Origin of the sequence: Shewanella loihica PV-4, from assembly GCF_000016065.1 — a bacterium.
Taxonomy (GTDB): Bacteria; Pseudomonadota; Gammaproteobacteria; order Enterobacterales; family Shewanellaceae; genus Shewanella; species Shewanella loihica.
The window spans coordinates 4,560,392-4,581,036 of the sequence record NC_009092.1 but is presented as its reverse complement, the minus strand read 5'-3'; the positions used below and the strand labels follow the sequence as shown (position 1 = coordinate 4,581,036).

The following is a 20,645-nucleotide window of genomic DNA, read 5'->3' as shown; positions in this document are numbered from 1 at the left end:
TAGGGAGTGAGTTATGGCTGAATTAAGCACCATCGCTCGTCCTTACGCAAAGGCAGCATTTGACTTTGCTATTGAGAAAAATGCAGTAGAAAGCTGGGCTGAAATGCTTAGCTTTGCCGCTCAAGTCAGTGAAAACGAGACGATGAAGCCGCTGCTGTCTGGTGCGCTTTCGAGCAGCCAGCTTGCCGACCTTTTCATTAAGGTGTGTGGTGAGCAGATCAATGAGCAAGGTCAAAATCTGATAAAGGTAATGGCTGAAAACGGTCGTTTGGAAGTACTTCCTGCTGTATATGAACTCTTTCATGAGTTCAGCAACGAGTGGGCGAAAGAGGTTGAAGCATCTGTTGTTTCTGCCACTGAGCTTAGCGCAGAGCAACAGCAACAAATTAGTGCTTCTCTAGAAAAACGTCTCACACGCAAAGTTAAGCTGAATTGCAGCGTAGATGCCAGCCTGGTGGCTGGTGTAATCATCACGGCAGGTGACCTGGTCATAGATGGCTCGGTCAGCGGTAAACTAAACCGCCTGTCTGAAAAGCTGCAGTCGTAATTGGGAGTTTGAGCATGCAACTGAATTCCACTGAAATCAGCGATCTGATTAAACAGCGGATCGAGCAGTTCGAAGTCGTTAGTGAAGCTCGCAACGAAGGTACTATCGTTGCAGTGAGCGACGGCATTATTCGCGTTCACGGCCTTGCCGATGTAATGCAAGGTGAGATGATCGAACTGCCTGGTAACCGTTATGCGATCGCGTTGAACTTAGAACGTGATTCTGTCGGTGCCGTAGTTATGGGTCCTTATGCCGATCTGGCAGAAGGCCAAAAAGTTAAGACAACTGGTCGTATCTTGGAAGTGCCTGTTGGCCGTGGTCTACTTGGCCGCGTAGTTAACACTCTGGGCCAACCAATCGACGGTAAAGGACCTATCGACAACGATGGTTTCTCTCCTGTTGAAGTGATCGCACCAGGCGTTATTGAACGTAAGTCGGTTGATCAGCCAGTACAGACTGGTTATAAAGCCGTTGACTCTATGATCCCAATCGGTCGTGGTCAGCGTGAGCTGGTCATCGGTGACCGTCAGACTGGTAAGACAGCACTGGCGATCGATGCCATCATCAACCAAAAAGATTCAGGCATTAAGTGTGTATACGTAGCAGTAGGCCAGAAGGCTTCTACCATTGCTAACGTGGTACGCAAACTTGAAGAACACGGCGCACTGGCTAACACAGTGGTTGTTGTGGCAACAGCTTCTGAAGCTGCGGCGCTACAATACCTGGCTCCGTACTCAGGTTGTTCAATGGGTGAATACTTCCGTGACCGTGGTGAAGATGCACTGATCGTATATGATGATCTTTCTAAGCAAGCTGTTGCTTACCGTCAGATCTCATTGCTACTGAAGCGTCCACCAGGACGTGAAGCATACCCAGGTGATGTTTTCTATCTTCACTCTCGTCTACTTGAACGTGCTTCACGCGTTAACGCTGAGTACGTTGAGAAGTTCACTAATGGCGAAGTTAAGGGCCAAACTGGTTCTTTGACTGCACTGCCTATTATTGAAACTCAAGCGGGTGACGTATCTGCATTCGTACCGACCAACGTAATTTCGATTACCGATGGTCAGATCTTCCTTGAAACTGACCTGTTTAACTCAGGCCTACGTCCTGCGGTTAACCCAGGTATTTCGGTTTCTCGCGTTGGTGGTGCGGCTCAGACTAAGATCATCAAGAAACTGTCTGGCGGTATCCGTACTGCACTTGCACAGTATCGAGAGCTTGCAGCGTTCTCTCAGTTTGCATCTGACCTTGACGATGCAACTCGTGCTCAGCTTGAGCATGGTGAGCGTGTTACCGAACTCATGAAGCAGAAGCAATACGCGCCAATGAGCGTGGCCGACCAGTCTGTGTCTATTTTCGCAGCTGAAAAAGGTTACCTAAAAGGCGTTGAGCTGAACAAGATCGGTGATTTCGAAGCTTCTTTGCTCTCTTACATGAACAGCGAGCATGCTGACCTAATGAAGACTATCAACGAGACTGGCGACTACAATGCCGATATCGAAGGTGGTTTGAAGGCTGGCCTCGACAAGTTCGTAGAAACCCAAACCTGGTAAAGACACGGAGGTGTCTTAAGGCACCTCAGGTCCAGATTGGAGAGTAAAGATGGCCGGCGCTAAAGAGATTAAAACCAAGATCGCGAGTGTTCAGAACACTCAGAAGATCACATCCGCAATGGAGATGGTTGCAGCCAGCAAAATGCGCAAGGCGCAGGATCGCATGGCAGCGAGCCGTCCATACGCGGAAAATATGCGTAAGGTGATCGGTCACGTGGCGCAGGGTTCTCTCGAATATAAGCATCCATATTTGGAAGTGAGAGAAGCTAAGCGAGTTGGTTACATTGTTGTGTCAACCGACCGTGGTCTTTGTGGTGGTCTTAACGTCAACCTATTTAAGAAGGTTGTCGCGGACGTGAAGAAGCAGCGTGAAGCCGGAGCGGAAGTTGAATTCTGCCCAATCGGTGCACGCAGCGTACAATTCTTCAACAGCTTTGGCGGAAAAGTGTCTGCTCACGCGTCAGGATTAGGCGATGCTCCTAAGCTCGCTGACCTGATCGGAACAGTACGCGTAATGCTAAAAGCATACAACGAAGGCACGCTAGACCGTCTGTACGTAGTATTCAACAAGTTTGTGAATACCATGAGCCAGACGCCTGTGATCGAACAGCTGCTACCTTTGCCTAAGTCAGAAGAAGATGAGATTTCTCATCACTGGGATTACCTATACGAGCCTGATCCAAAAGAACTTTTGGAGACCTTATTGGTTCGTTATGTGGAGTCTCAAGTGTATCAAGGTGTTGTTGAAAACATCGCATCAGAGCAGGCAGCCCGTATGGTTGCTATGAAGGCTGCGACAGACAACGCTGGTGAACTTATCGATGACTTGCAGTTGGTCTACAACAAGGCCCGTCAGGCTGCGATTACGCAAGAACTGTCGGAAATTGTTTCTGGTGCCGCTGCGGTTTAGGCTGGGTAACGAATACAAGTTTTAGAGGATTAATCATGAGCACAGGTACTGTTGTCCAAGTAATTGGCGCGGTTGTGGACGTTGAGTTTCCACATGATGCCGTACCTCAGGTCTATGACGCTCTAGAGATCAAAAGTGAAGGCTTGGTGCTGGAAGTTCAGCAGCAGCTTGGTGGTGGTGTAGTTCGTACCATCGCTATGGGTTCTTCAGATGGTCTGCGTCGTGGTATCGAGGTAGTAAACACAGGTTCACCTATTACTGTTCCGGTTGGGAGTGCAACTCTTGGCCGTATCATGAACGTACTAGGTCAGCCAGTTGATGAAGCGGGTCCTATCGGTGAAGATGAGCGTTATGTTATTCACCGTGAAGCTCCTTCATATGAAGATCAATCAAACACTACTGAGCTTTTAGAAACTGGTATCAAGGTAATCGACCTTGTATGTCCGTTTGCTAAGGGTGGTAAAGTAGGTCTGTTTGGTGGTGCGGGTGTTGGTAAGACAGTTAACATGATGGAACTGATCAACAACATCGCTAAAGCACACTCTGGTTTGTCAGTATTCGCCGGTGTAGGTGAGCGTACTCGTGAGGGTAACGACTTCTACTACGAGATGGAAGAATCTGGCGTACTCGACAAAGTGGCCATGGTTTATGGTCAGATGAACGAGCCTCCAGGAAACCGTCTACGTGTGGCACTGACCGGTCTGACTATGGCTGAGAAGTTCCGTGACGAAGGTAAAGACGTACTATTGTTCGTCGATAACATCTATCGTTACACCCTAGCGGGTACCGAAGTATCTGCACTGCTAGGCCGTATGCCTTCAGCGGTAGGTTACCAGCCAACACTGGCTGAAGAGATGGGTGTTCTTCAGGAGCGTATTACCTCTACTAAGACAGGGTCTATTACCTCTGTTCAAGCGGTATACGTACCTGCGGATGACTTGACGGATCCGTCACCAGCAACAACCTTCGCTCACTTGGATGCGACCGTTGTATTGTCACGTAACATTGCTTCTCTGGGTATCTACCCAGCGGTTGACCCACTGGATTCGACTTCACGTCAGCTAGATCCACAGGTTGTTGGCCAAGAGCACTATGACGTAGCAAGTGGTGTACAGAACGTACTACAGCGCTATAAAGAGCTGAAAGACATCATCGCGATTCTGGGTATGGACGAATTATCTGATGAAGATAAGACTACCGTTGCCCGTGCGCGTAAGATTGAAAAATATCTGTCTCAGCCATTCTTCGTAGCAGAAGTATTCACCGGTTCTCCAGGTAAGTACGTTGCCCTTAAAGACACTATCCGTGGCTTTAAAGGCCTATTGGAAGGTGAGTTCGACCACATTCCAGAGCAAGCGTTCTACATGGCAGGTTCAATCGACGAAGTTATCGAGCGAGCTAACAAAAAATAATCAGGCGTTAGCTTGATATTTTAAGGAGAACGGATGGCAGCCATGACAGTACAACTTGATATTGTAAGCGCAGAAAGCAGCATCTTTTCGGGTCTGGTAGCACACCTACAAGTCTCAGGTGCTGAGGGTGATTTAGGCGTTATGCCGGGTCACGCCCCTCTGCTTACGCATATCAAACCTGGCATGGCGCGCATCGTCAAACAAGATGGTAAAGAGGAAGTGTTTTACCTTTCGGGTGGTATCCTGGAAGTGCAACCTTTCTCAGTATCAGTATTGGCTGACGTAGTATTGCGTGCCGAAGAGATTGATGAGCAGGCAGCCGTAGAAGCCAAGCGTCGTGCAGAAGCCCATATGGCTAACGCTGGCGCAGACTTTAACTATGCCGCTGCAGCGATTGAATTAGCTCAGGCTATCGCTCAATTGCGCGTTGTAGAGACCATCAAGAAGAACATTGCCAGATAAGGTTATTGTTTGATGATAAAAGGCGGTGCCCTAGGGTGACCGCCTTTTTTGTATCTGTTTCCCATCCCCGATTATCTTTCTACTCCCTTTACGTGATCGAGCCTGGCGTTTCAATTTCATGGCAATGATAGGCTGATGCCCTTGTTTTTAATAAGGGATATTCCATGCAACAAGTCTTAATCGTCGTCAACGATGCGCCTTATGGGTCAGAGAAACTCTTTAACGCCCTACGTCTGGCGATACAGCTTAACGAACAGATTCCCACACCTAAGGTTAAGCTGTTTCTCTTGTCCGATGCCGTGACAGGCGTGTTACCCAGGCAGCAACCGGGTGAGGGCTATAACTTGCAGCAGATGCTGGAGATTATCTTGGCCCAGGGCGCCGAGGTGAAGTATTGCACCTCCTGCGTGCAGGCTCGCGGTCTTAATGATCTGAGTGCTATCGAGGGATGTGTGAAGGCCACCATGGACGATCTCGCCCTCTGGCTGCTGCAGTCGGACAAGGTGATCAACTTCTAACGCCTTTAAAGGTGCGCCGCGTGTCGCTTTTGACGGCGCAATCTATTAAAATCGGCCCACTTAATTTGCATTTTTTTCTGTATTAGCAGTAATCATATCAAGGATATCTCCATGGCACTGAACGTCGTTATTTTGGCCGCAGGCAAAGGGACTCGCATGCGCTCAGACCTTCCCAAGGTTCTTCATCCCATCGCCCATAAGAGCATGGTGCAGCATGTGATAGATACCGCGCATCAACTGGGGAGCGAGGCGATTCAGCTAGTCTATGGTTATGGCGCCGATAAGCTTCAGGCCCGTCTGGGTGAGCAAGCGCTGAATTGGGTATTGCAAGCCGAGCAGTTGGGTACGGGTCATGCCGTGGCTCAGGCCAACGACAATATTGGCGATGATGATACTGTCCTGATCCTCTACGGTGACGTGCCTCTGATCCAGGTCTCGACACTGGAAGCCCTTTTGGCGGCACGTGATGCTAACGGCCTAGCCATTCTTACCGTGAACCTGCATGATCCAACCGGTTACGGTCGCATCGTACGTGAGGCCGGTAAGGTAGTGGGGATCGTCGAGCAGAAGGATGCCAATGAGGAACAGCTTAAGATCAATGAGATCAACACGGGCATCATGGCCGCGCCGGGCAAGCAGCTAAAGGCCTGGTTGGGTCAGTTGTCGTCGGATAATGCCCAGGGCGAATATTATCTTACCGATATCGTGGCTATGGCCCATAGTGATGGCGTGAGCATCACCACGGCGCAGCCTGAATCTGCCATCGAGGTGGAGGGGGCGAACAATCGCGTGCAACTGGCTCAATTGGAGCGCGCCTATCAGGCGCGCGCCGCCGAGAAGCTCATGCTCGAAGGTGCTAATCTGCGTGACCCCGCCCGCATCGATGTGCGCGGCGAAGTCACGGTCGGCATGGACGTGATGATCGACGTCAATGTAGTATTCCAGGGTAAGGTGACCATAGGCAATAACGTGACTATCGGCGCCGGCGCCATCCTCATCGACTGTGAGATTGGCGATAACGCCGAGATTAAACCTTATTCTATTATCGAAAATGCGATTGTGGGAGAAGCGGCCAGTGCAGGGCCATTCGCCCGCCTGCGTCCAGGCGCCGAGCTCAAGCGCGATGCCCATATCGGCAACTTCGTCGAGATGAAGAAGGCTGTACTGGGTGAAGGCTCTAAGGCGGGTCACCTGGCCTATATTGGCGATGCTCAGGTGGGCGCTGGGGTGAACATAGGTGCCGGTACCATTACCTGTAACTATGATGGTGCCAACAAGCACCTGACGGTGATCGAAGACGACGTGTTTGTGGGCAGCGATACTCAGCTGGTGGCGCCTGTGACCATAGGTAAGGGGGCCACATTAGGTGCGGGCTCAACCATTACCCGTGATGTGGCGGCCGATGAGCTGGTGATCACTCGAGTGAAACAGCGTCATCTGACTGGCTGGACACGTCCTGTGAAGCAAAAGAAATAAGCTTTCAAAAGTAAGAAGAAGCGACCTCTATGGTCGCTTTTTTTATGCGAGTTTTCATTGCATAACTGCCAATTCTCTTGCTGATAAGGCTAATTTAGTGAACTGGATCGGCCTACAGTGTAAAGGGATGTAAATAAGCTTAAATAAAAACAATTCTCATTTATATTTGTCGCAACTTTCGTTTACTTGTTGTTTAGTGGTGAGGTTTGCATGTCATTTAAGCTAGGTTCGTTTAACTATTCTCCTGTCGGTTTTGCCGTGTTGGCCGCCCTGGCGGCAACGCCAGCAGTGGCCGATGATGCCGAAAACAGCCTGGTTGAGGCTAATATCGAACGTATTACCGTGACGGGGCGAACCTTTAATGACTATAAGGTGGGCGTTGCCTCCGGCGCCATGCGTGGCGATATCGATCTTATGGATACTCCGCAATCTGTGGCTGTGATCCCCGACTTTGTGACCGACGAGCAGTTGGCGACCAACCTGTCAGAGGTACTGGTGAACGACTCGAGTGTCACCAGCGGCAGCGAGAAGTGGAATCGTCAGGTGTTTAACATCCGCGGTTTCGAGCTGTCATCGGGTTCGGGTTATCTGATCAATGGTCAGCAGCAGTGGTCTCACTATGTGCAGCCTATCGAGACCCTGCAACAGGTAGAGGTGTTAAAAGGACCCTCTAGCATGCTCTATGGCCAGTCTGGCCCAGGCGGCCTGATCAACATGGTCACCAAGAAGCCTACCTATGACACCCTGTTTGAGCTGGGCTTCGACACCGACGAGCATGGATCGACCCGTTATCAGCTGGATGCCGGTGGCAGCCTGAATGAAGCGCAGACCATACGCTACCGCACAGTGCTGGTTAAGCAAGACACTCAATATTGGCGCGAATATCAGGACGGCAGCAATCAGGAGCGCGATCGCTGGTTAGGCTATCTGAATCTGGAGTTCGATATCACCGACGATCTTATGCTGTCGCTCAAGTATGACCATACTCAGGATAAGACGGGCATAGACCGTGGTGGCTGGTTAAATAGCGATGGTGAGTTAATAGGTGGCAGAGATATCATCTGGGATCAGCCCTGGGCCTTTACCGACAACACCATCTCAAACCTGGGCGCCGAGCTAACCTATCATCTCAGCGACGATTGGCAGATCAAGGCGGGTTATAACGACCAGCAGTTTAATCGTCAGCGTTTAGATTCTTCACCTAGCCTAGTAAAAGGCTCGGAAGATCCTTTCACCGATGGTTACACCATTAGCCCGTTCGACCGTTATGACGACTGGCAACACAAGACGGGCTTCATCGACTTTACCGGCGACTTTAGCACCGGTGACTTCGAGCACAAGCTGTTGATCGGCGCCAATATGCTGGACTACTACTATGGCCAGCTAAAGGAGGCGGGAGATAAGAACCAGCTGGTGATGCCGGGGCAGCCTGTGCCTCGTCCGGACTTGGATTATCATCGCGACACCACCAAGTCTGAATCCGACTATAAGCATTATGGCTTCTATATTCAGGATCTAATGACCATCAACCAGCAATGGCAGTTGTTGGCTGGCGTACGTTACGATGAGCAGAAGAAGGATGGTAAGGGCAACAACAGCTATGCGGTATCGCCTAAGTTTGGGGTGATCTACTCGCCGGCAGAGAATGGCAGTATCTACTTCAATTACTCTAAGAGCTTCACGCCACAGGGGATGGTGAATGATCCGGATGATGTGAACGATCAGATGAATCTGGACCCAGAGTATGGCGAGCAGTATGAGGTCGGTACCAAGTGGGAGCTGTTCGATGGCAGTCTGCTGCTAACCGGCGCTGTCTTCGATATTACGGTATCCAATGTTACCGTGACCCAAGATCTTGAGGTGATCCCGACCAGTGGCGATAAGACGATCACCACTCAATCCGGTGAACAGCGTCATAAAGGCTTCGAGATGGGGGCACAGGGACAGCTGAGCGACAAGTGGTTCATGACTGGATCTATGATGTATCTCGATGCCGAGTATCAACGCCCGCAAGAAGACAGACTTAACGGCAAGACGCCCGTAGACGCACCCGAGTGGTCGGCCAACATCTGGACCCGCTACGAGATGACAGAGGCCTTAGCACTTAACTTTGGTGCCATCTATGTGGGCGAGCGCTTCGCCAATACGGATAACACCATTACCAAGGATGCCTATGTGCGCTTCGATATCGGCGCCGCCTATACCATGGATGTGATGGGGAGCGATGTCAGCGTACGCCTCAATGTGAAGAACCTGTTCGATACCGATTACCTGGCCGGTGGTACCAATACGGATGTTACCGTGGGTGAGGGACGTCATTTCGGCTTAGCGCTGCAAGCCAAGTTTTAAACTCAATTTCATTTCACTCATTAAGCCGCTATCTGTGATAGCGGCTTTTTGCGTTTTTAGCTCGGTTTTCAATCTTTATTGCTGGTAAAAAAGTTTCGAATCACTATAATTCATCTTTCGAAACGAAACTTAAGTGAAACTCTTTGTGAATAAACGAAACACTCAGCAGCGCCGCCACAGCATTATTGCCGTCTTGAATGAGACTGGCGAGGTGAGCGTCGATGAGCTGGCTAATCGTTTCGAGACCTCAGAGGTCACCATACGTAAAGACTTGGCAGTGCTGGAAAAAACCGGTCTACTGCTGCGTCGTTACGGTGGCGCCGTGGCGATCCCCGATGAGGTGACTCAGCAGTTCAGCGCTAAGATAGCCCCCAATAAGCTATCTATCGCCGAGGCCGCGGCCAGGCTGATAAAAGATCATAACCGCATCATCATAGATAGCGGCAGCACCACCTCGGGACTGGTACAGCAACTCAATACCAAGCGCGGCTTAGTGGTGATGACCAACTCGTTGCAGCTAGCCAACGCCATACACGAGCTGGAAAACGAGCCGACGCTACTGATGACGGGCGGCACCTGGGATCCCCATTCAGAATCTTTCCAGGGACAGGTGGCCGAACAGGTGCTTCGCTCCTATAACTTCGATCAGCTGTTTATCGGCGCCGATGGGATAGATCTCGCCAGAGGCACTACCACCTTCAACGAGTTGACCGGCCTGAGCAAGGTGATGGCCGAGGTTTCCCGTGAGGTGATCGTCATGGTGGATTCAGACAAGATAGGCAGGCGCATACCTAACCTAGAGCTGCCATGGCAGCAGATAAGCGTGCTCGTGACCGACGATAGAGTCGATGAGCAGACGGTAGAACAGATTATCGAGCAGGGTGTAGAGGTGATCCTCGCGCCCTATTCAAAGTAAATTTTTAAATTAGTAAGAGTAAGTAGGAAAAAACTATGTGCGGAATCGTTGGCGCAGTGGCGCAAAGGGATGTTGCGGAAATTCTACTCGAGGGGCTACGCCGCCTCGAATATCGTGGTTATGACTCTGCCGGTGTGGCGGTGATTCATAACAATGAACTGGCAAGCACTCGCCGTGTAGGAAAGGTGCAAGAGCTGTCTAGTGCCTTAGAGCAGGCACCACTTGTCGGTGGCACGGGCATCGCACATACGCGCTGGGCGACCCATGGCGAGCCGAGTGAGCGTAACGCTCACCCTCATCAGTCTAGCGGTGATATTGCCGTGGTGCACAACGGCATCATCGAAAACCACAACAAGCTACGCGACATGCTGAAGGGCCTGGGTTACACCTTTAACTCAGATACTGATACCGAAGTGATCTGCCACCTGGTACACCATGAGCTTAAGTCTCATGGCACTCTGCTTGGCGCTGTGCAGGCCACGGTCAAACAACTCGAAGGCGCCTACGGCACGGTTGTTATCGACCGTCGTGACAGCGAGCGCATGATAGTCGCCCGCTCAGGTAGCCCACTGGTGATAGGTTTCGGCCTGGGCGAAAACTTCGTCGCCTCGGATCAGCTGGCACTGCTGCCCGTGACTCGCTCTTTTGCCTTCCTCGAAGAGGGAGATGTGGCCGAGGTAACCCGTCGCACCGTGAGTATCTTCGATGTCGATGGCAACGCGGTCGAGCGTGAAGTGAAAGAGTCAGAAGTGACTCATGATGCGGGTGACAAGGGCGAGTACCGCCACTATATGCTCAAGGAGATCTATGAGCAGCCTCGCGCTATCGCTCATACTCTGGAGGGACGCATTGCCGGTGGCCATGTGCTGGATTCTGCCTTCGGTGAAAACGCGGCAGAGTTCCTAAAAGATATCAAACACGTGCAGATCATCGCCTGTGGTACCAGCTATCACGCGGGTATGGCGGCACGTTACTGGCTTGAGGATTGGGCTGGGGTTTCCTGTAACGTCGAGATCGCCTCTGAGTTCCGTTACCGAAAATCGCACCTGTTCCCCAATAGCCTGTTGGTGACCATCTCTCAGTCGGGCGAAACCGCCGATACCCTGGCCGCGCTGCGTCTGGCCAAAGAGATGGGCTACAAGGCGACCCTGACTATCTGTAATGCGCCAGGTTCTTCTCTGGTGCGCGAGTCGGACATGGCGTACATGATGAAGGCGGGCGCCGAGATCGGCGTAGCTTCAACCAAGGCCTTTACCGTACAGCTGGCAGGTCTCTTGATGTTGACCGCCGCTGTCGGTCGTCACAACGGCATGTCCCCCGAGATGTTGGCCGAGATCACCCAGAGTCTGCAGTCTATGCCGGCTAAGGTGGAACAGGCATTGGGTCTGGATGATGCTATCGCCGAGTTGGCCGAAGACTTTGCCGATAAGCATCACGCTCTGTTCCTGGGCCGCGGCGATCAATATCCTATCGCGATGGAAGGTGCGCTCAAGCTTAAGGAGATCTCTTACATCCACGCCGAAGCTTATGCATCTGGTGAGCTTAAGCACGGTCCGCTGGCACTGATCGATGCTGATATGCCGGTGATCGTTGTGGCGCCAAACAACGAACTGCTTGAAAAGCTCAAGTCGAACGTCGAAGAGGTGCGTGCCCGTGGTGGCCTCATGTATGTGTTTGCCGACAAGGACGCCGAGTTCGAGTCAGATGACACCATGAAGGTGATCCCAGTGCCACACTGTGATGACTACATGGCGCCGCTCATCTACACTATCCCGTTACAGCTGCTCTCTTATCATGTCGCCCTGATCAAGGGGACTGACGTGGATCAGCCGCGTAACCTGGCTAAGTCGGTGACGGTAGAGTAATTTGCGCCCTTAAACTAAGCCCCATATGTGAGAGAGTAATAAAGTCTCATACAAAGTAATAAAGATTCATACTGAGTATTAAAGTATCATACTAAAGTGGCAGCGATCGCAGTCGATACGCTGCCATTTCTAAATCGAAAATGCCCCGATGTGTTTTAAGAAGTATGGTTTGATTGATAAGCTTTGGTTGTAATTTCAGGCTCTAACGCTAATTTGCTAGACTAAGTAAAGCAGGCAGGACATAAAGGTGGACGAATGAACTACTTTGCAGAGGACCCCTTCTAGGTAATGTAAACCTGGAGGGTAAATGAAAAAACTAAAGCAACAGTACCGAAGCCATATCAAAGCTGATAGGTGTTTTCTATGGGATGTGTATCCTTCTGCTCGTAGTGGGACTCATAAGCACTTTTCAACTAAGCAGGAAAAGAGTTACTTTTTTCTTCATGTAGTTGAATATCGTGACTATCCAATCAAACTGCGAGCGGCTAGAGGAAAATTACTGGCTAATCCTTGGGATGATTATCCTGCATCCGTATATGACGTTGCTAAGTGCTGGAAGCATAATTCGAAAAGACGTCACCAGTACTACAAATAAATATTATTGAGCCTTGCGAATGCGAGGCTCATTTCTATCTACATGTTTACTGCCGATTAGCAGATGCGTCTTTCACTGTTATTACGCAGCTCGCGAATCACCAGTTGCGTAAAGAACTGAAACTGTCCATGTGCGGGCTGATGGGAACGAGTAACACGCTAATGCCCCATTCCGTGTTTCGGCTCATTAGTTCAACCGAAAATTCCCACACCTGCTGCGATACATATTCTTATCTATTTGCCTATGTTTGGCCTTACCAGAAATCGGCTAACAATGTATGGGTATACAGTCGTATTTAAATTTAGATGCTTTTGAGTGTTTTTACACTCATTAGTTTGCGCGTTTATCCAGCCTAAAGTTTATAAAACCATTAAAAATCATGCGCATAAAATTTCCCAAAATTAGTTAATAGGTTTGGAAAACGCGCATGCGCGTTTTTCCGAATGGTGTATTAGAGGGTCTGCCGGGATAATGGATATTTTCGCCAGACTTAATCTAACCGCTTGTATTGTATGACAATAATAAAGTGTTGAATTTCATCAAATTGTGACTTTGTAGTAACACAACATAAAGTTGACTAAGGCTATTTTAATTAAAATAATGGCACGACCATTCTATTCAGAACAATGAGGCAGCTTTTGGCCACAATAAGAACAAAACTTAGCATTACCATCGGGATTACGGTGTAAATCTCTAGGGAAGGTGCGAATAAGTCCCTAATATGAGATCATAGAGGCACAGTCCATCACAACGACCAACACCCATGAGCCAACAACTAACCTTTGCCGATAGTGAGTTTTCTAGCAAGCGTCGTCAGACTCGCAAAGAGATTTTTTTATCCCGGATGGAGAACCTGTTGCCGTGGTCTCAACTGCTGGACGTGATTGAACCCTTTTACCCCAAAGTCGGCAACGGTCGCCGTCCTTATCCACTTGAGACAATGTTCCGCATTCATTGTATGCAGCAATGGTACAGTCTTAGTGACGAAGCGACCGAAGATGCGTTATACGAAATTGCTTCAATGCGTCAGTTTGCACTATTGTCACTCGATAAAGCGATCCCAGACCGTACCACCATCATGAACTTTAGGCACTTGCTGGAAAAGCATAAACTCACACGAAAATTATTCAAAACTGTTAATCAATGGCTGTCGGATAGTGGTGTGATGATGACACAAGGTACGTTGGTGGATGCTACGATTATTGAAGCACCGAGCTCCACTAAGAATAAAAACAATGAGCGAGACCCAGATATGCATCAGACCAAGAAAGGCAACCAATGGCACTTCGGCATGAAAGCCTACATTGGTGTGGATGCCAAGAGCGGTCTCACCCATACGCTGGTTACCACAGCTGCCAACGAACATGATCTGAACCAATTAGATAATTTGCTTCACGGTGAAGAGGAATTCGTTTCCGGCGATGCCGGTTATCAAGGCGCACAGAAACGGGAAGAATTGAAAGACACGAACGTGGAATGGCTGATTGCCGAGCGCCCCGGTAAAATCCGGGCACTGAAAAAGCGCCCACGCAAGAACAAGACAATAATCAACATCGAATACTTAAAAGCCAGCATCCGAGCAAAGGTAGAACACCCGTTTCGCATTATCAAATGTCAGTTCGGCTTCATCAAAGCACGCTACAAGGGGCTGATGAAAAATGACTCACAGTTAGCCATGTTATTCACTTTGGCAAACCTGTTTACAGTAGACCAAATGTTGCGACGACAACCAAGATCTGTCTGAAATCCGGGAATAACCCGGAATAGGACCAAGATTCGGCCTGAAATGCCCATTAATTGGCCGAATTTAGACATTGAGCGTAAGCGCGTCATAAACCCCACATTCTAATCAATCTCGGCACGCCATAAGATCAAATCTCCAACCACAAGGAGATTTGAAATGGCAAAAAGACTCACTCTTCAAGAATGGCATACCCTATTCGATCAATACGAATCCAGTCATCTGTCTCAACGCGTGTTCTGTGAACAAAATGGGCTGAGCCTTTCAACCTTCCATGCCAAGCGACAGCAACTAAAGTTCATAGAGCAACCTAAGAGTAGTGGATTCGTTAAAGCTGAAGTCGTTGAAAAAACGACACGCTATCAGATGACCCAAACACCGATTGCCAACATGACACTATTGATTAATGACGTTGAACTCAGCATCCCCCAGGGAACACCTGCCTCGTTTCTGGCAGAGTTAATCGGAGCACTGTCATGAAGAGAATGCTGAGTGCCCCTAATGTTTACCTGTATCGGGAGTTCGTGGATTTTAGAAAGTCCATTAATGGTCTGGCGGCGATTATTGAATCTGAAACCGATTTACCGCTCGGAAGCGGTGCGCTGTTCCTGTTTACCAATAAACAACGCGACAAAATCAAAGTCTTGTATTGGGATAAAACAGGCTTCGCTCTGTGGTATAAGCGGCTGGAAAAAGCCAAATTCAAATGGCCCACTCAAGAGAAAAAACAGGTATACACCCTGACTCAATTTGACTTAGACAGGCTGTTATCTGGCTTCACTATAATCGGTCGCAAACCGATAAAAATAGACAATTTTACAATGAGTTAATCTCGATAAAAGTCAGTTGTACCAAGCCTTAGAGTGGTCTTTTTAGTATAATAAATGCCATGAAAAAGACGCCTAATATTAACGCTGAGAGTCAAGACATCGCCGAGCTTCAAGCTATGGTGAAAGCGTTGATGTCTGAACAAAAAGGCTGGCAAGAAAAGGAGGCTCAATGGCAACAAGAGCGCCAATCCTTAATTGAGCAGTTTAAGCTCGCTCTTGACCGCCAGTTGTGTTAGTGAAATATAATTGGTAACTTATGGCTTCACAATGCCTTATATCTTTACAAAATCTACCAGCTTGATGAAAATTAAGACGGTAATTTTATAGGCAGCATTAACTTAATGCCATGCAAAATCAAACTATTAAAGTTAGTAACTTTACTCCTGAATTACAGGGGCAGGCCTTCTTTCCAAGTGTGGAATTAGGACAATGTAGCTTCGTGTTCCTGTAAGAATGAATCAATTCCAGCAGGCTTGCTAGTGAACTAGGGGCTTGGGTTCTGACCTTTAGCTGCATGATCTGCTCCAGCCAGACTGGACGCTGCATTAAGCGACATTTTGCTGTTCAACGTTAACTGGGCTTAGATACCCAAGAGCACATAGCCTTCCCTTCCGATTATAATCAACCTCAATGTACTCAAAGATCGCTTAGCGTATCTCATCTCTGGTCACCCGCCCATTTCTGATTCGGAGCCATTGTATTAAAGTCTAGAGCTAGCAAGTTTGGATCTACAGGCATCTTATGCTTTCAGTCCATTGTACACTTAAACTTGCGTGCCGCTTTCGGCGTTAAGTCCTGACGCTTCATGCTAACTTCAATGGTTTTAACATTATGACTATCATCGTTCTCGGCCAGTTCTTTTGGGATTCGTCGCAAACCATCTCGAACTTTACTGTTGTCAAAAGCGTCTTTGACATTTGTATCAAGCTCTTGGCGAGTTATCTCGCGCTAGATGCCCTTATGGCAATGCTTATCACGGCTCTTGCCGCCGCATGGCGGCATTTTTCGATATTGCCACCGATATAGCGCCATCATAATGGCGTGCTAGGCTCATGCTATGCGTAATTAGCACCACAAAAAGAGTGTATTCACTTGACTATCTACATACCCTTTCAATGAGCATAGCGCACTATTCACCGAAACGATCCAAGCAGCGATGTATATTCCTTATGGATAGAAATGCAAATTACATCATCATTGCCAGCTCGTTGGACTGGATTCCTGATGTCAGAGAATATTCCAACAACTTGGATTTTCGTCCAAACAGCAAGACATCATGAACTTAAATATACAGATCCTGCTAGTGTTGAAAAATGACGTGAACAATTGTGTTTGAACGTGAGCCGCGAGTTCAAAGTAGTTGGGGGCGTCAATGATCGATATGACGCCCCTAAAGAGCGAAAAGGCTTACAAGCGGAAATAACGCTTCTTAAAAAGGATGATGCCTAACTAACCGATAGAAAAGAGGACGCAAATTGCATCCTCCTCTCAACTTAGAAATTATACATCTGATCTGTGCAAGACGTCCTACACATTCGTTACTCCAGTGACAACGCGTTGCTATTGAAGCCCTCCGTTTCGGAGGGCTGAGCCTATAGCTTCACAGCTTACATCACGTAATTTACTTGATCCGATGGTCTGCTTGTAGGGGAAGAACGAGGTTCATGTCGTTCTTAATGTTTAAGTCGAACAAACCGGGCAAATGATCTAATACCTTGGCATCACCATCAACCTTGACCTTATTTGATTTCATCAGGTCGTTCATTGATATTTTACCTGCAAGGAAAGTTAACAGATCCGGCTTACTGATATCCAGTGTGACGTCAGCGTTCTTGGCTGTGACGTCTAGAGTATTGAATACCCCGTTGTGCAGATCGACAGTAAATTGTTTGTCATCAGCCAAGTTTAGGTTAATGACATAATTACCCACTTTCTCAGCTTTGACTTGGTCAATAATCATGCCCAAATAAGGCATCAGCATATCCCCTGACAGAGCGGCAATAACTTCTGGTGAAGCCGTCGATAGGTTGTTCGGTACGTTACCACCCATACGTAGCTCCTGTGCACCTGACAAGTAGAGATTTCGAGTCAGCGTAGTTTCATCCTGATAGCCCAATTGCTCAAGCGCGTCGGCCATCAAGAATGTCGCTTGCTTATTCTCTGGATTCGACGCAACGACGTTGTTCAGCAACTCGGTGGCGAAACGGTAGTCACCTTTGTTGAAACTGTTCAGAGCAGCATCAATGACTTTCTGCTCTCCACCAAATGCCTCGACGTAGCGTTCGCCACGCTCCGCATCTGGGTAAGTTGCCAATTTAGCGGCGTTACCATCAAACCAACCTAGGTTGCGGATATAAGTTGATTTCAAGTTGTTCTTTAGATTGCCGTAGTATGGACGGTTATCCCATTTATTGAACACAGATTCAGGTAACTTAGCATTTTCTGCAATTTCATCGGGACCATAGCCGTAGTTGGCATAACGCATTGTGGTGTCGTAAAGCGACTGATACAAGTCGCGCTGGTCTTTCATGTACTCAACGACTTTGTCATTACCCCATACAGGCCAAGTGTGCGGCCCAAATTGCACTTCCACCTTATCACCCCAACGGCCAATCGCTTGATTCAAGTATTTGGCCCAAGCTGCTGAATCGCGGATCTGAGCTCCACGCAGCGTATAGATATTGTGTTGCAAATGATTCAAGTCTTCAGCCAAGGACATTGCATTCCATTTCGGAATAAACATGACCATTTCTGCTGGAGCCTCGGTATGTGGTACTAGGTAAAATTCAAAATCCACACCGTCAATTTTGACGATTTCACCATCCTTTTCAATAAAGTGATTGGGTATGGGCAGAGATGACTCATCATTGGCCAATGCGGGGCCGAGTGCACCAGTCACAATACCTTTATCATTCACTTTAAGCACATTACCATATTGATAACCTGCGCGACGAGCCATGATGTTGCCACCCATCACGTTCTCACTCACCGCTTCTTCAACGAATCCCACGGGCGCAATGACTGGTAACTTACCACTCTGGACATCTTCTGGCGTAGCAAGACCAGCAGCATAAATGCCTTCAAACCCCCCAAAATGATCGGCATGGCTGTGCGACATGATCACACCTTTGAGTGCACGCTTGCCTCGGTGTTTTTCGTAAAGCGCGATAGACGCATTAAGTGCTTTACCCGAATACTCTACATCATAGAAAACCACACCATTGTCTGTTTCTATGATAGTCAGGTTTGACAAATCTTGACCACGAACCTGATAGATATGCTCACTGACCTGATACAGGCCGCCGCGGTTAACCAATTGAGCATGACGCCACAAGCTCGGGTTAACTGAATCTGGTGACTTCTTATCCTGCATGTAGTTCATTGCGGTCGCGTTAAATACACCGTCGATATTGCCATCATTCAACAGCGGGGCAATAAAACCACGGTCAGCATCTGCAAAAGCGGTTTTATCGTCGAAATTCAATTCTTGATAAACTTTTTCATTGGCCTGTTTGGTAAACGAGGTGGCTTCTTTGGTTTTTGTGTTGAAATCATAAGCCATAACGGCTTGCGATGCGGCCATCATGGAAAGTAGCGCCGAATACGCGAGTATACGAGTCGTTTTCATATAAATGTTTCCTAAGAAAGTTAAAAGATTAAAATTCAGCTTCCAAATTGGTCTCTACTGAGACCAACCGGCATTTGGAGCATCATCCCGCTTTTTTAAACAGGACCTAAGTGATTTCCACTACATAGTTTCCACCAATAATCACTCTTTATTTTAATAGATAACGATAACAAGATCACAACTACCTAACAATCTACTCGTCATTTTTTTCAACTGATTAAATAGCCACTGGCAATCTGTTTTTGTATAGGTTATGTATTCAATGACGACGAATAAATGGCAAAGCCAGCATTAACTTAAATAAAGATAATAGGCCTTGTTGATCAATTCAGTACTAGAAACGTAGTAGCCCTACGCTCTTCTGTGATTTATCCAGTTACCTGACGAACAGGCATACCTAGCCTGCTTATTTTGTTCAACGCTGCAACTCCTGCCATGATTTCACCGACTTGAGCGTTGTAATCACGAAGACTCAGTTTGCCGTTGATGAGTTGCTTATAGTGTAGTGGTCAACTAAAATTGGCCACGGTTTTGTATTCAAGCCAGTATCTTCGCTCTGACTCATTGGGTGTCAGCCCACCGTTATATTGATGTGGTCTTAGCTGACTGTAATACCCCGTCACATATCGCGAAATTTCACTCTTAGCCTCACCGATATCCCGATAGCCGGTCATCGGTATCCATTCTGTTTTTAAGCTTCTAAAGAAGCGCTCCATCGGGCTGTTGTCCCAGCAGTTTCCTCGTCGACTCATGCTCTGCTTAATCTGATAACGCCAGAGCTGTTGGCGGAAGCGGCGGCTGGTATAGTGGCTTCCTTGGTCACTATGGAACATTAGGTCTTTCGGCCTTCCTCGCGCCTCAAAGGCCATGGCTAGTGCCTTGCTTGTTAGCGCACTATCGGGCGAAAATGACATCGCCCACCCCACCGGTTTCCGTGCAAACAAGTCCAGAACAACGGCAAGGTAAGCCCATCGTTTGCCTGTCCACACATAGGTCACATCGCCACACCACACTTGATTGGGAGCCGTCACAGCAAACTGGCGGTCAAGGAGGTTAGGGATGGCGACATGCTCCTTGTCTGCCTTTTTGTAGCGATGTTGCGGCACCTGGCAGCTCACTAGCCCCAGCTTCTTCATCAGCCCTGTGGCACGATAGCGCGTCAACCTCACGCCAGCAGTCGTTACCATATCAGTCAGGGTTCTGGCACCCGCTGACCCATTGCTGGCTTCATAAGCCTCCCGCACCAAGCTGTGCAGTTTTACCTGTTTCGAGTCAATGGTGGTAGGTCTGCCTCGCCAATACTTGTAACTGCTGCGGTGAATACCAAATACTGAACAAATCCGCTTTACGCTATGGCTCTTCCTGAGTTTCTCGACTAACGAGAACTGTTCAGTGAGTCTGACATCAAGAGAGCCGTAGCCTTTTTCAAAATGGTGTTCTCTTCTTCAATGCGGCGGATTTTCTTCTCCAGCTCGCGGATCCGCTGTTGTTCGGGGGTGAGCGGTGCGCCTTTGGGTGATACGCCTTGCTGCTCCTGTCGAAGCTGGTTAACCCACTTTCGCATGGCTGAATTACTTACGCCCATCGCGCTTGCTGCCTCAGTAACGCTGTAGCCCTGTTTCGTTACCAGTTGTGCAGCTTCTAACTTGAACTCTGCACTGAATGTCGGTCTTGTGTTCTTCATTTCTACCACCTTTTTTCTGGAAGTCAGTCTATCACTTCCTCTATTCAGGTGGCCAAATTTACTATGCCACTACACACTTCTAACTCTAAGTAATAAAGTTGCATACTGCTGTTGTTGCAATTATGCTTTTTTAACCGCCAGATTTTGAAAACTGAT

General features: G+C 48.4%; 15 protein-coding genes and 3 pseudogenes. 14 read left to right on the top strand and 4 right to left on the bottom strand.

Features of this window, described 5'->3' with window-relative positions; all coding sequences use genetic code 11:
- The first annotated feature begins 13 nt into the window (after positions 1-13).
- The 14 genes and pseudogenes from atpH to SHEW_RS19870 all read left to right on the top strand — a co-directional run.
- On the top strand, positions 14-547 hold the full coding sequence (atpH, locus tag SHEW_RS19935; RefSeq protein ID WP_011867639.1) for a F0F1 ATP synthase subunit delta: 534 nt from the start codon (positions 14-16) through the stop codon (positions 545-547).
- 14 nt (positions 548-561) lie between these two features.
- On the top strand, positions 562-2,103 hold the full coding sequence (gene atpA / locus SHEW_RS19930) for a F0F1 ATP synthase subunit alpha (protein WP_011867638.1): 1,542 nt from the start codon (positions 562-564) through the stop codon (positions 2,101-2,103).
- 49 nt (positions 2,104-2,152) lie between these two features.
- Positions 2,153-3,013: a F0F1 ATP synthase subunit gamma gene (gene atpG, locus SHEW_RS19925; RefSeq protein WP_011867637.1), complete on the top strand. Its 861-nt coding sequence runs from the start codon at positions 2,153-2,155 to the stop codon at positions 3,011-3,013.
- A gap of 35 nt (positions 3,014-3,048) precedes the next feature.
- The gene (atpD, locus tag SHEW_RS19920; RefSeq protein ID WP_011867636.1) at positions 3,049-4,425 is read left to right on the top strand and encodes a F0F1 ATP synthase subunit beta; all 1,377 of its coding nucleotides are present in this window, start codon (positions 3,049-3,051) and stop codon (positions 4,423-4,425) included.
- Positions 4,426-4,458: 33 nt separating this feature from the next.
- A complete protein-coding gene (locus tag SHEW_RS19915) occupies positions 4,459-4,887 on the top strand; it encodes a F0F1 ATP synthase subunit epsilon (RefSeq protein WP_011867635.1) in 429 nt (142 codons plus the stop codon).
- Positions 4,888-5,051: 164 nt separating this feature from the next.
- The gene (locus SHEW_RS19910; RefSeq protein WP_011867634.1) at positions 5,052-5,405 is read left to right on the top strand and encodes a DsrE/DsrF/TusD sulfur relay family protein; all 354 of its coding nucleotides are present in this window, start codon (positions 5,052-5,054) and stop codon (positions 5,403-5,405) included.
- Between the two features lie 111 nt (positions 5,406-5,516).
- On the top strand, positions 5,517-6,881 hold the full coding sequence (gene glmU / locus SHEW_RS19905) for a bifunctional UDP-N-acetylglucosamine diphosphorylase/glucosamine-1-phosphate N-acetyltransferase GlmU (protein ID WP_011867633.1): 1,365 nt from the start codon (positions 5,517-5,519) through the stop codon (positions 6,879-6,881).
- Between the two features lie 210 nt (positions 6,882-7,091).
- Positions 7,092-9,230, top strand: coding sequence for a TonB-dependent receptor (locus SHEW_RS19900; RefSeq protein ID WP_011867632.1), 2,139 nt, complete (start codon positions 7,092-7,094; stop codon positions 9,228-9,230).
- A gap of 145 nt (positions 9,231-9,375) precedes the next feature.
- Positions 9,376-10,146 carry a DeoR/GlpR family DNA-binding transcription regulator gene (locus SHEW_RS19895; protein WP_011867631.1) on the top strand — a complete coding sequence of 257 codons (771 nt, stop codon included), beginning with the start codon at positions 9,376-9,378 and terminating at the stop codon, positions 10,144-10,146.
- A gap of 35 nt (positions 10,147-10,181) precedes the next feature.
- On the top strand, positions 10,182-12,011 hold the full coding sequence (gene glmS, locus SHEW_RS19890) for a glutamine--fructose-6-phosphate transaminase (isomerizing) (protein WP_011867630.1): 1,830 nt from the start codon (positions 10,182-10,184) through the stop codon (positions 12,009-12,011).
- Between the two features lie 1,358 nt (positions 12,012-13,369).
- Entirely contained in the window at positions 13,370-14,350 is a 981-nt protein-coding gene (locus SHEW_RS19885; protein WP_011867629.1) for an IS5 family transposase, read from the top strand.
- A 156-nt stretch (positions 14,351-14,506) separates the two neighbouring features.
- Positions 14,507-14,827 carry an IS66 family insertion sequence element accessory protein TnpA gene (gene tnpA, locus SHEW_RS19880; RefSeq protein WP_011867628.1) on the top strand — a complete coding sequence of 107 codons (321 nt, stop codon included), beginning with the start codon at positions 14,507-14,509 and terminating at the stop codon, positions 14,825-14,827.
- Positions 14,824-15,177 carry an IS66 family insertion sequence element accessory protein TnpB gene (tnpB, locus tag SHEW_RS19875; RefSeq protein ID WP_011867627.1) on the top strand — a complete coding sequence of 118 codons (354 nt, stop codon included), beginning with the start codon at positions 14,824-14,826 and terminating at the stop codon, positions 15,175-15,177. Before tnpA ends, tnpB begins: the two co-directional genes overlap by 4 nt.
- A gap of 59 nt (positions 15,178-15,236) precedes the next feature.
- Positions 15,237-15,404 (top strand): annotated as a pseudogene (locus SHEW_RS19870) (IS66 family transposase); the annotation flags it as partial.
- A gap of 439 nt (positions 15,405-15,843) precedes the next feature.
- On the opposite strand, the pseudogene SHEW_RS20485 reads toward SHEW_RS19870, so the two are convergent.
- The 4 genes and pseudogenes from SHEW_RS20485 to SHEW_RS19855 form a co-directional block, all read right to left on the bottom strand.
- Positions 15,844-16,125 (bottom strand): annotated as a pseudogene (locus tag SHEW_RS20485) (IS3 family transposase); the annotation flags it as partial.
- A 673-nt stretch (positions 16,126-16,798) separates the two neighbouring features.
- Positions 16,799-18,805, bottom strand: a complete 2,007-nt coding sequence (locus tag SHEW_RS19860; protein ID WP_011867625.1) for an alkyl/aryl-sulfatase — start codon at positions 18,803-18,805, stop codon at positions 16,799-16,801.
- Between the two features lie 368 nt (positions 18,806-19,173).
- Positions 19,174-19,305: pseudogene (locus tag SHEW_RS20790) on the bottom strand (IS5/IS1182 family transposase); the annotation flags it as partial.
- A 9-nt stretch (positions 19,306-19,314) separates the two neighbouring features.
- A protein-coding gene (locus SHEW_RS19855; protein ID WP_076611522.1) for an IS3-like element ISSlo2 family transposase occupies positions 19,315-20,489 on the bottom strand; the annotation gives its coding sequence in 2 pieces (ribosomal slippage) (positions 19,315-20,231 and positions 20,231-20,489; 1,176 coding nt in all).
- Positions 20,490-20,645: the final 156 nt, after the last annotated feature.

What these genes read in the sequence shown, in the direction of transcription:
- atpH (WP_011867639.1), top strand. Translation starts at nt 14, where the DNA reads ATGGCTGAATTAAGCACCATCGCTCGTCCTTACGCAAAGGCAGCATTT.
- atpA (WP_011867638.1), top strand. Translation starts at nt 562, where the DNA reads ATGCAACTGAATTCCACTGAAATCAGCGATCTGATTAAACAGCGGATC.
- atpG (WP_011867637.1), top strand. Translation starts at nt 2,153, where the DNA reads ATGGCCGGCGCTAAAGAGATTAAAACCAAGATCGCGAGTGTTCAGAAC.
- atpD (WP_011867636.1), top strand. Translation starts at nt 3,049, where the DNA reads ATGAGCACAGGTACTGTTGTCCAAGTAATTGGCGCGGTTGTGGACGTT.
- SHEW_RS19915 (WP_011867635.1), top strand. Translation starts at nt 4,459, where the DNA reads ATGGCAGCCATGACAGTACAACTTGATATTGTAAGCGCAGAAAGCAGC.
- SHEW_RS19910 (WP_011867634.1), top strand. Translation starts at nt 5,052, where the DNA reads ATGCAACAAGTCTTAATCGTCGTCAACGATGCGCCTTATGGGTCAGAG.
- glmU (WP_011867633.1), top strand. Translation starts at nt 5,517, where the DNA reads ATGGCACTGAACGTCGTTATTTTGGCCGCAGGCAAAGGGACTCGCATG.
- SHEW_RS19900 (WP_011867632.1), top strand. Translation starts at nt 7,092, where the DNA reads ATGTCATTTAAGCTAGGTTCGTTTAACTATTCTCCTGTCGGTTTTGCC.
- glmS (WP_011867630.1), top strand. Translation starts at nt 10,182, where the DNA reads ATGTGCGGAATCGTTGGCGCAGTGGCGCAAAGGGATGTTGCGGAAATT.
- SHEW_RS19885 (WP_011867629.1), top strand. Translation starts at nt 13,370, where the DNA reads ATGAGCCAACAACTAACCTTTGCCGATAGTGAGTTTTCTAGCAAGCGT.
- tnpA (WP_011867628.1), top strand. Translation starts at nt 14,507, where the DNA reads ATGGCAAAAAGACTCACTCTTCAAGAATGGCATACCCTATTCGATCAA.
- tnpB (WP_011867627.1), top strand. Translation starts at nt 14,824, where the DNA reads ATGAAGAGAATGCTGAGTGCCCCTAATGTTTACCTGTATCGGGAGTTC.
- SHEW_RS19860 (WP_011867625.1), bottom strand. Translation starts at nt 18,805, where the DNA reads ATGAAAACGACTCGTATACTCGCGTATTCGGCGCTACTTTCCATGATG.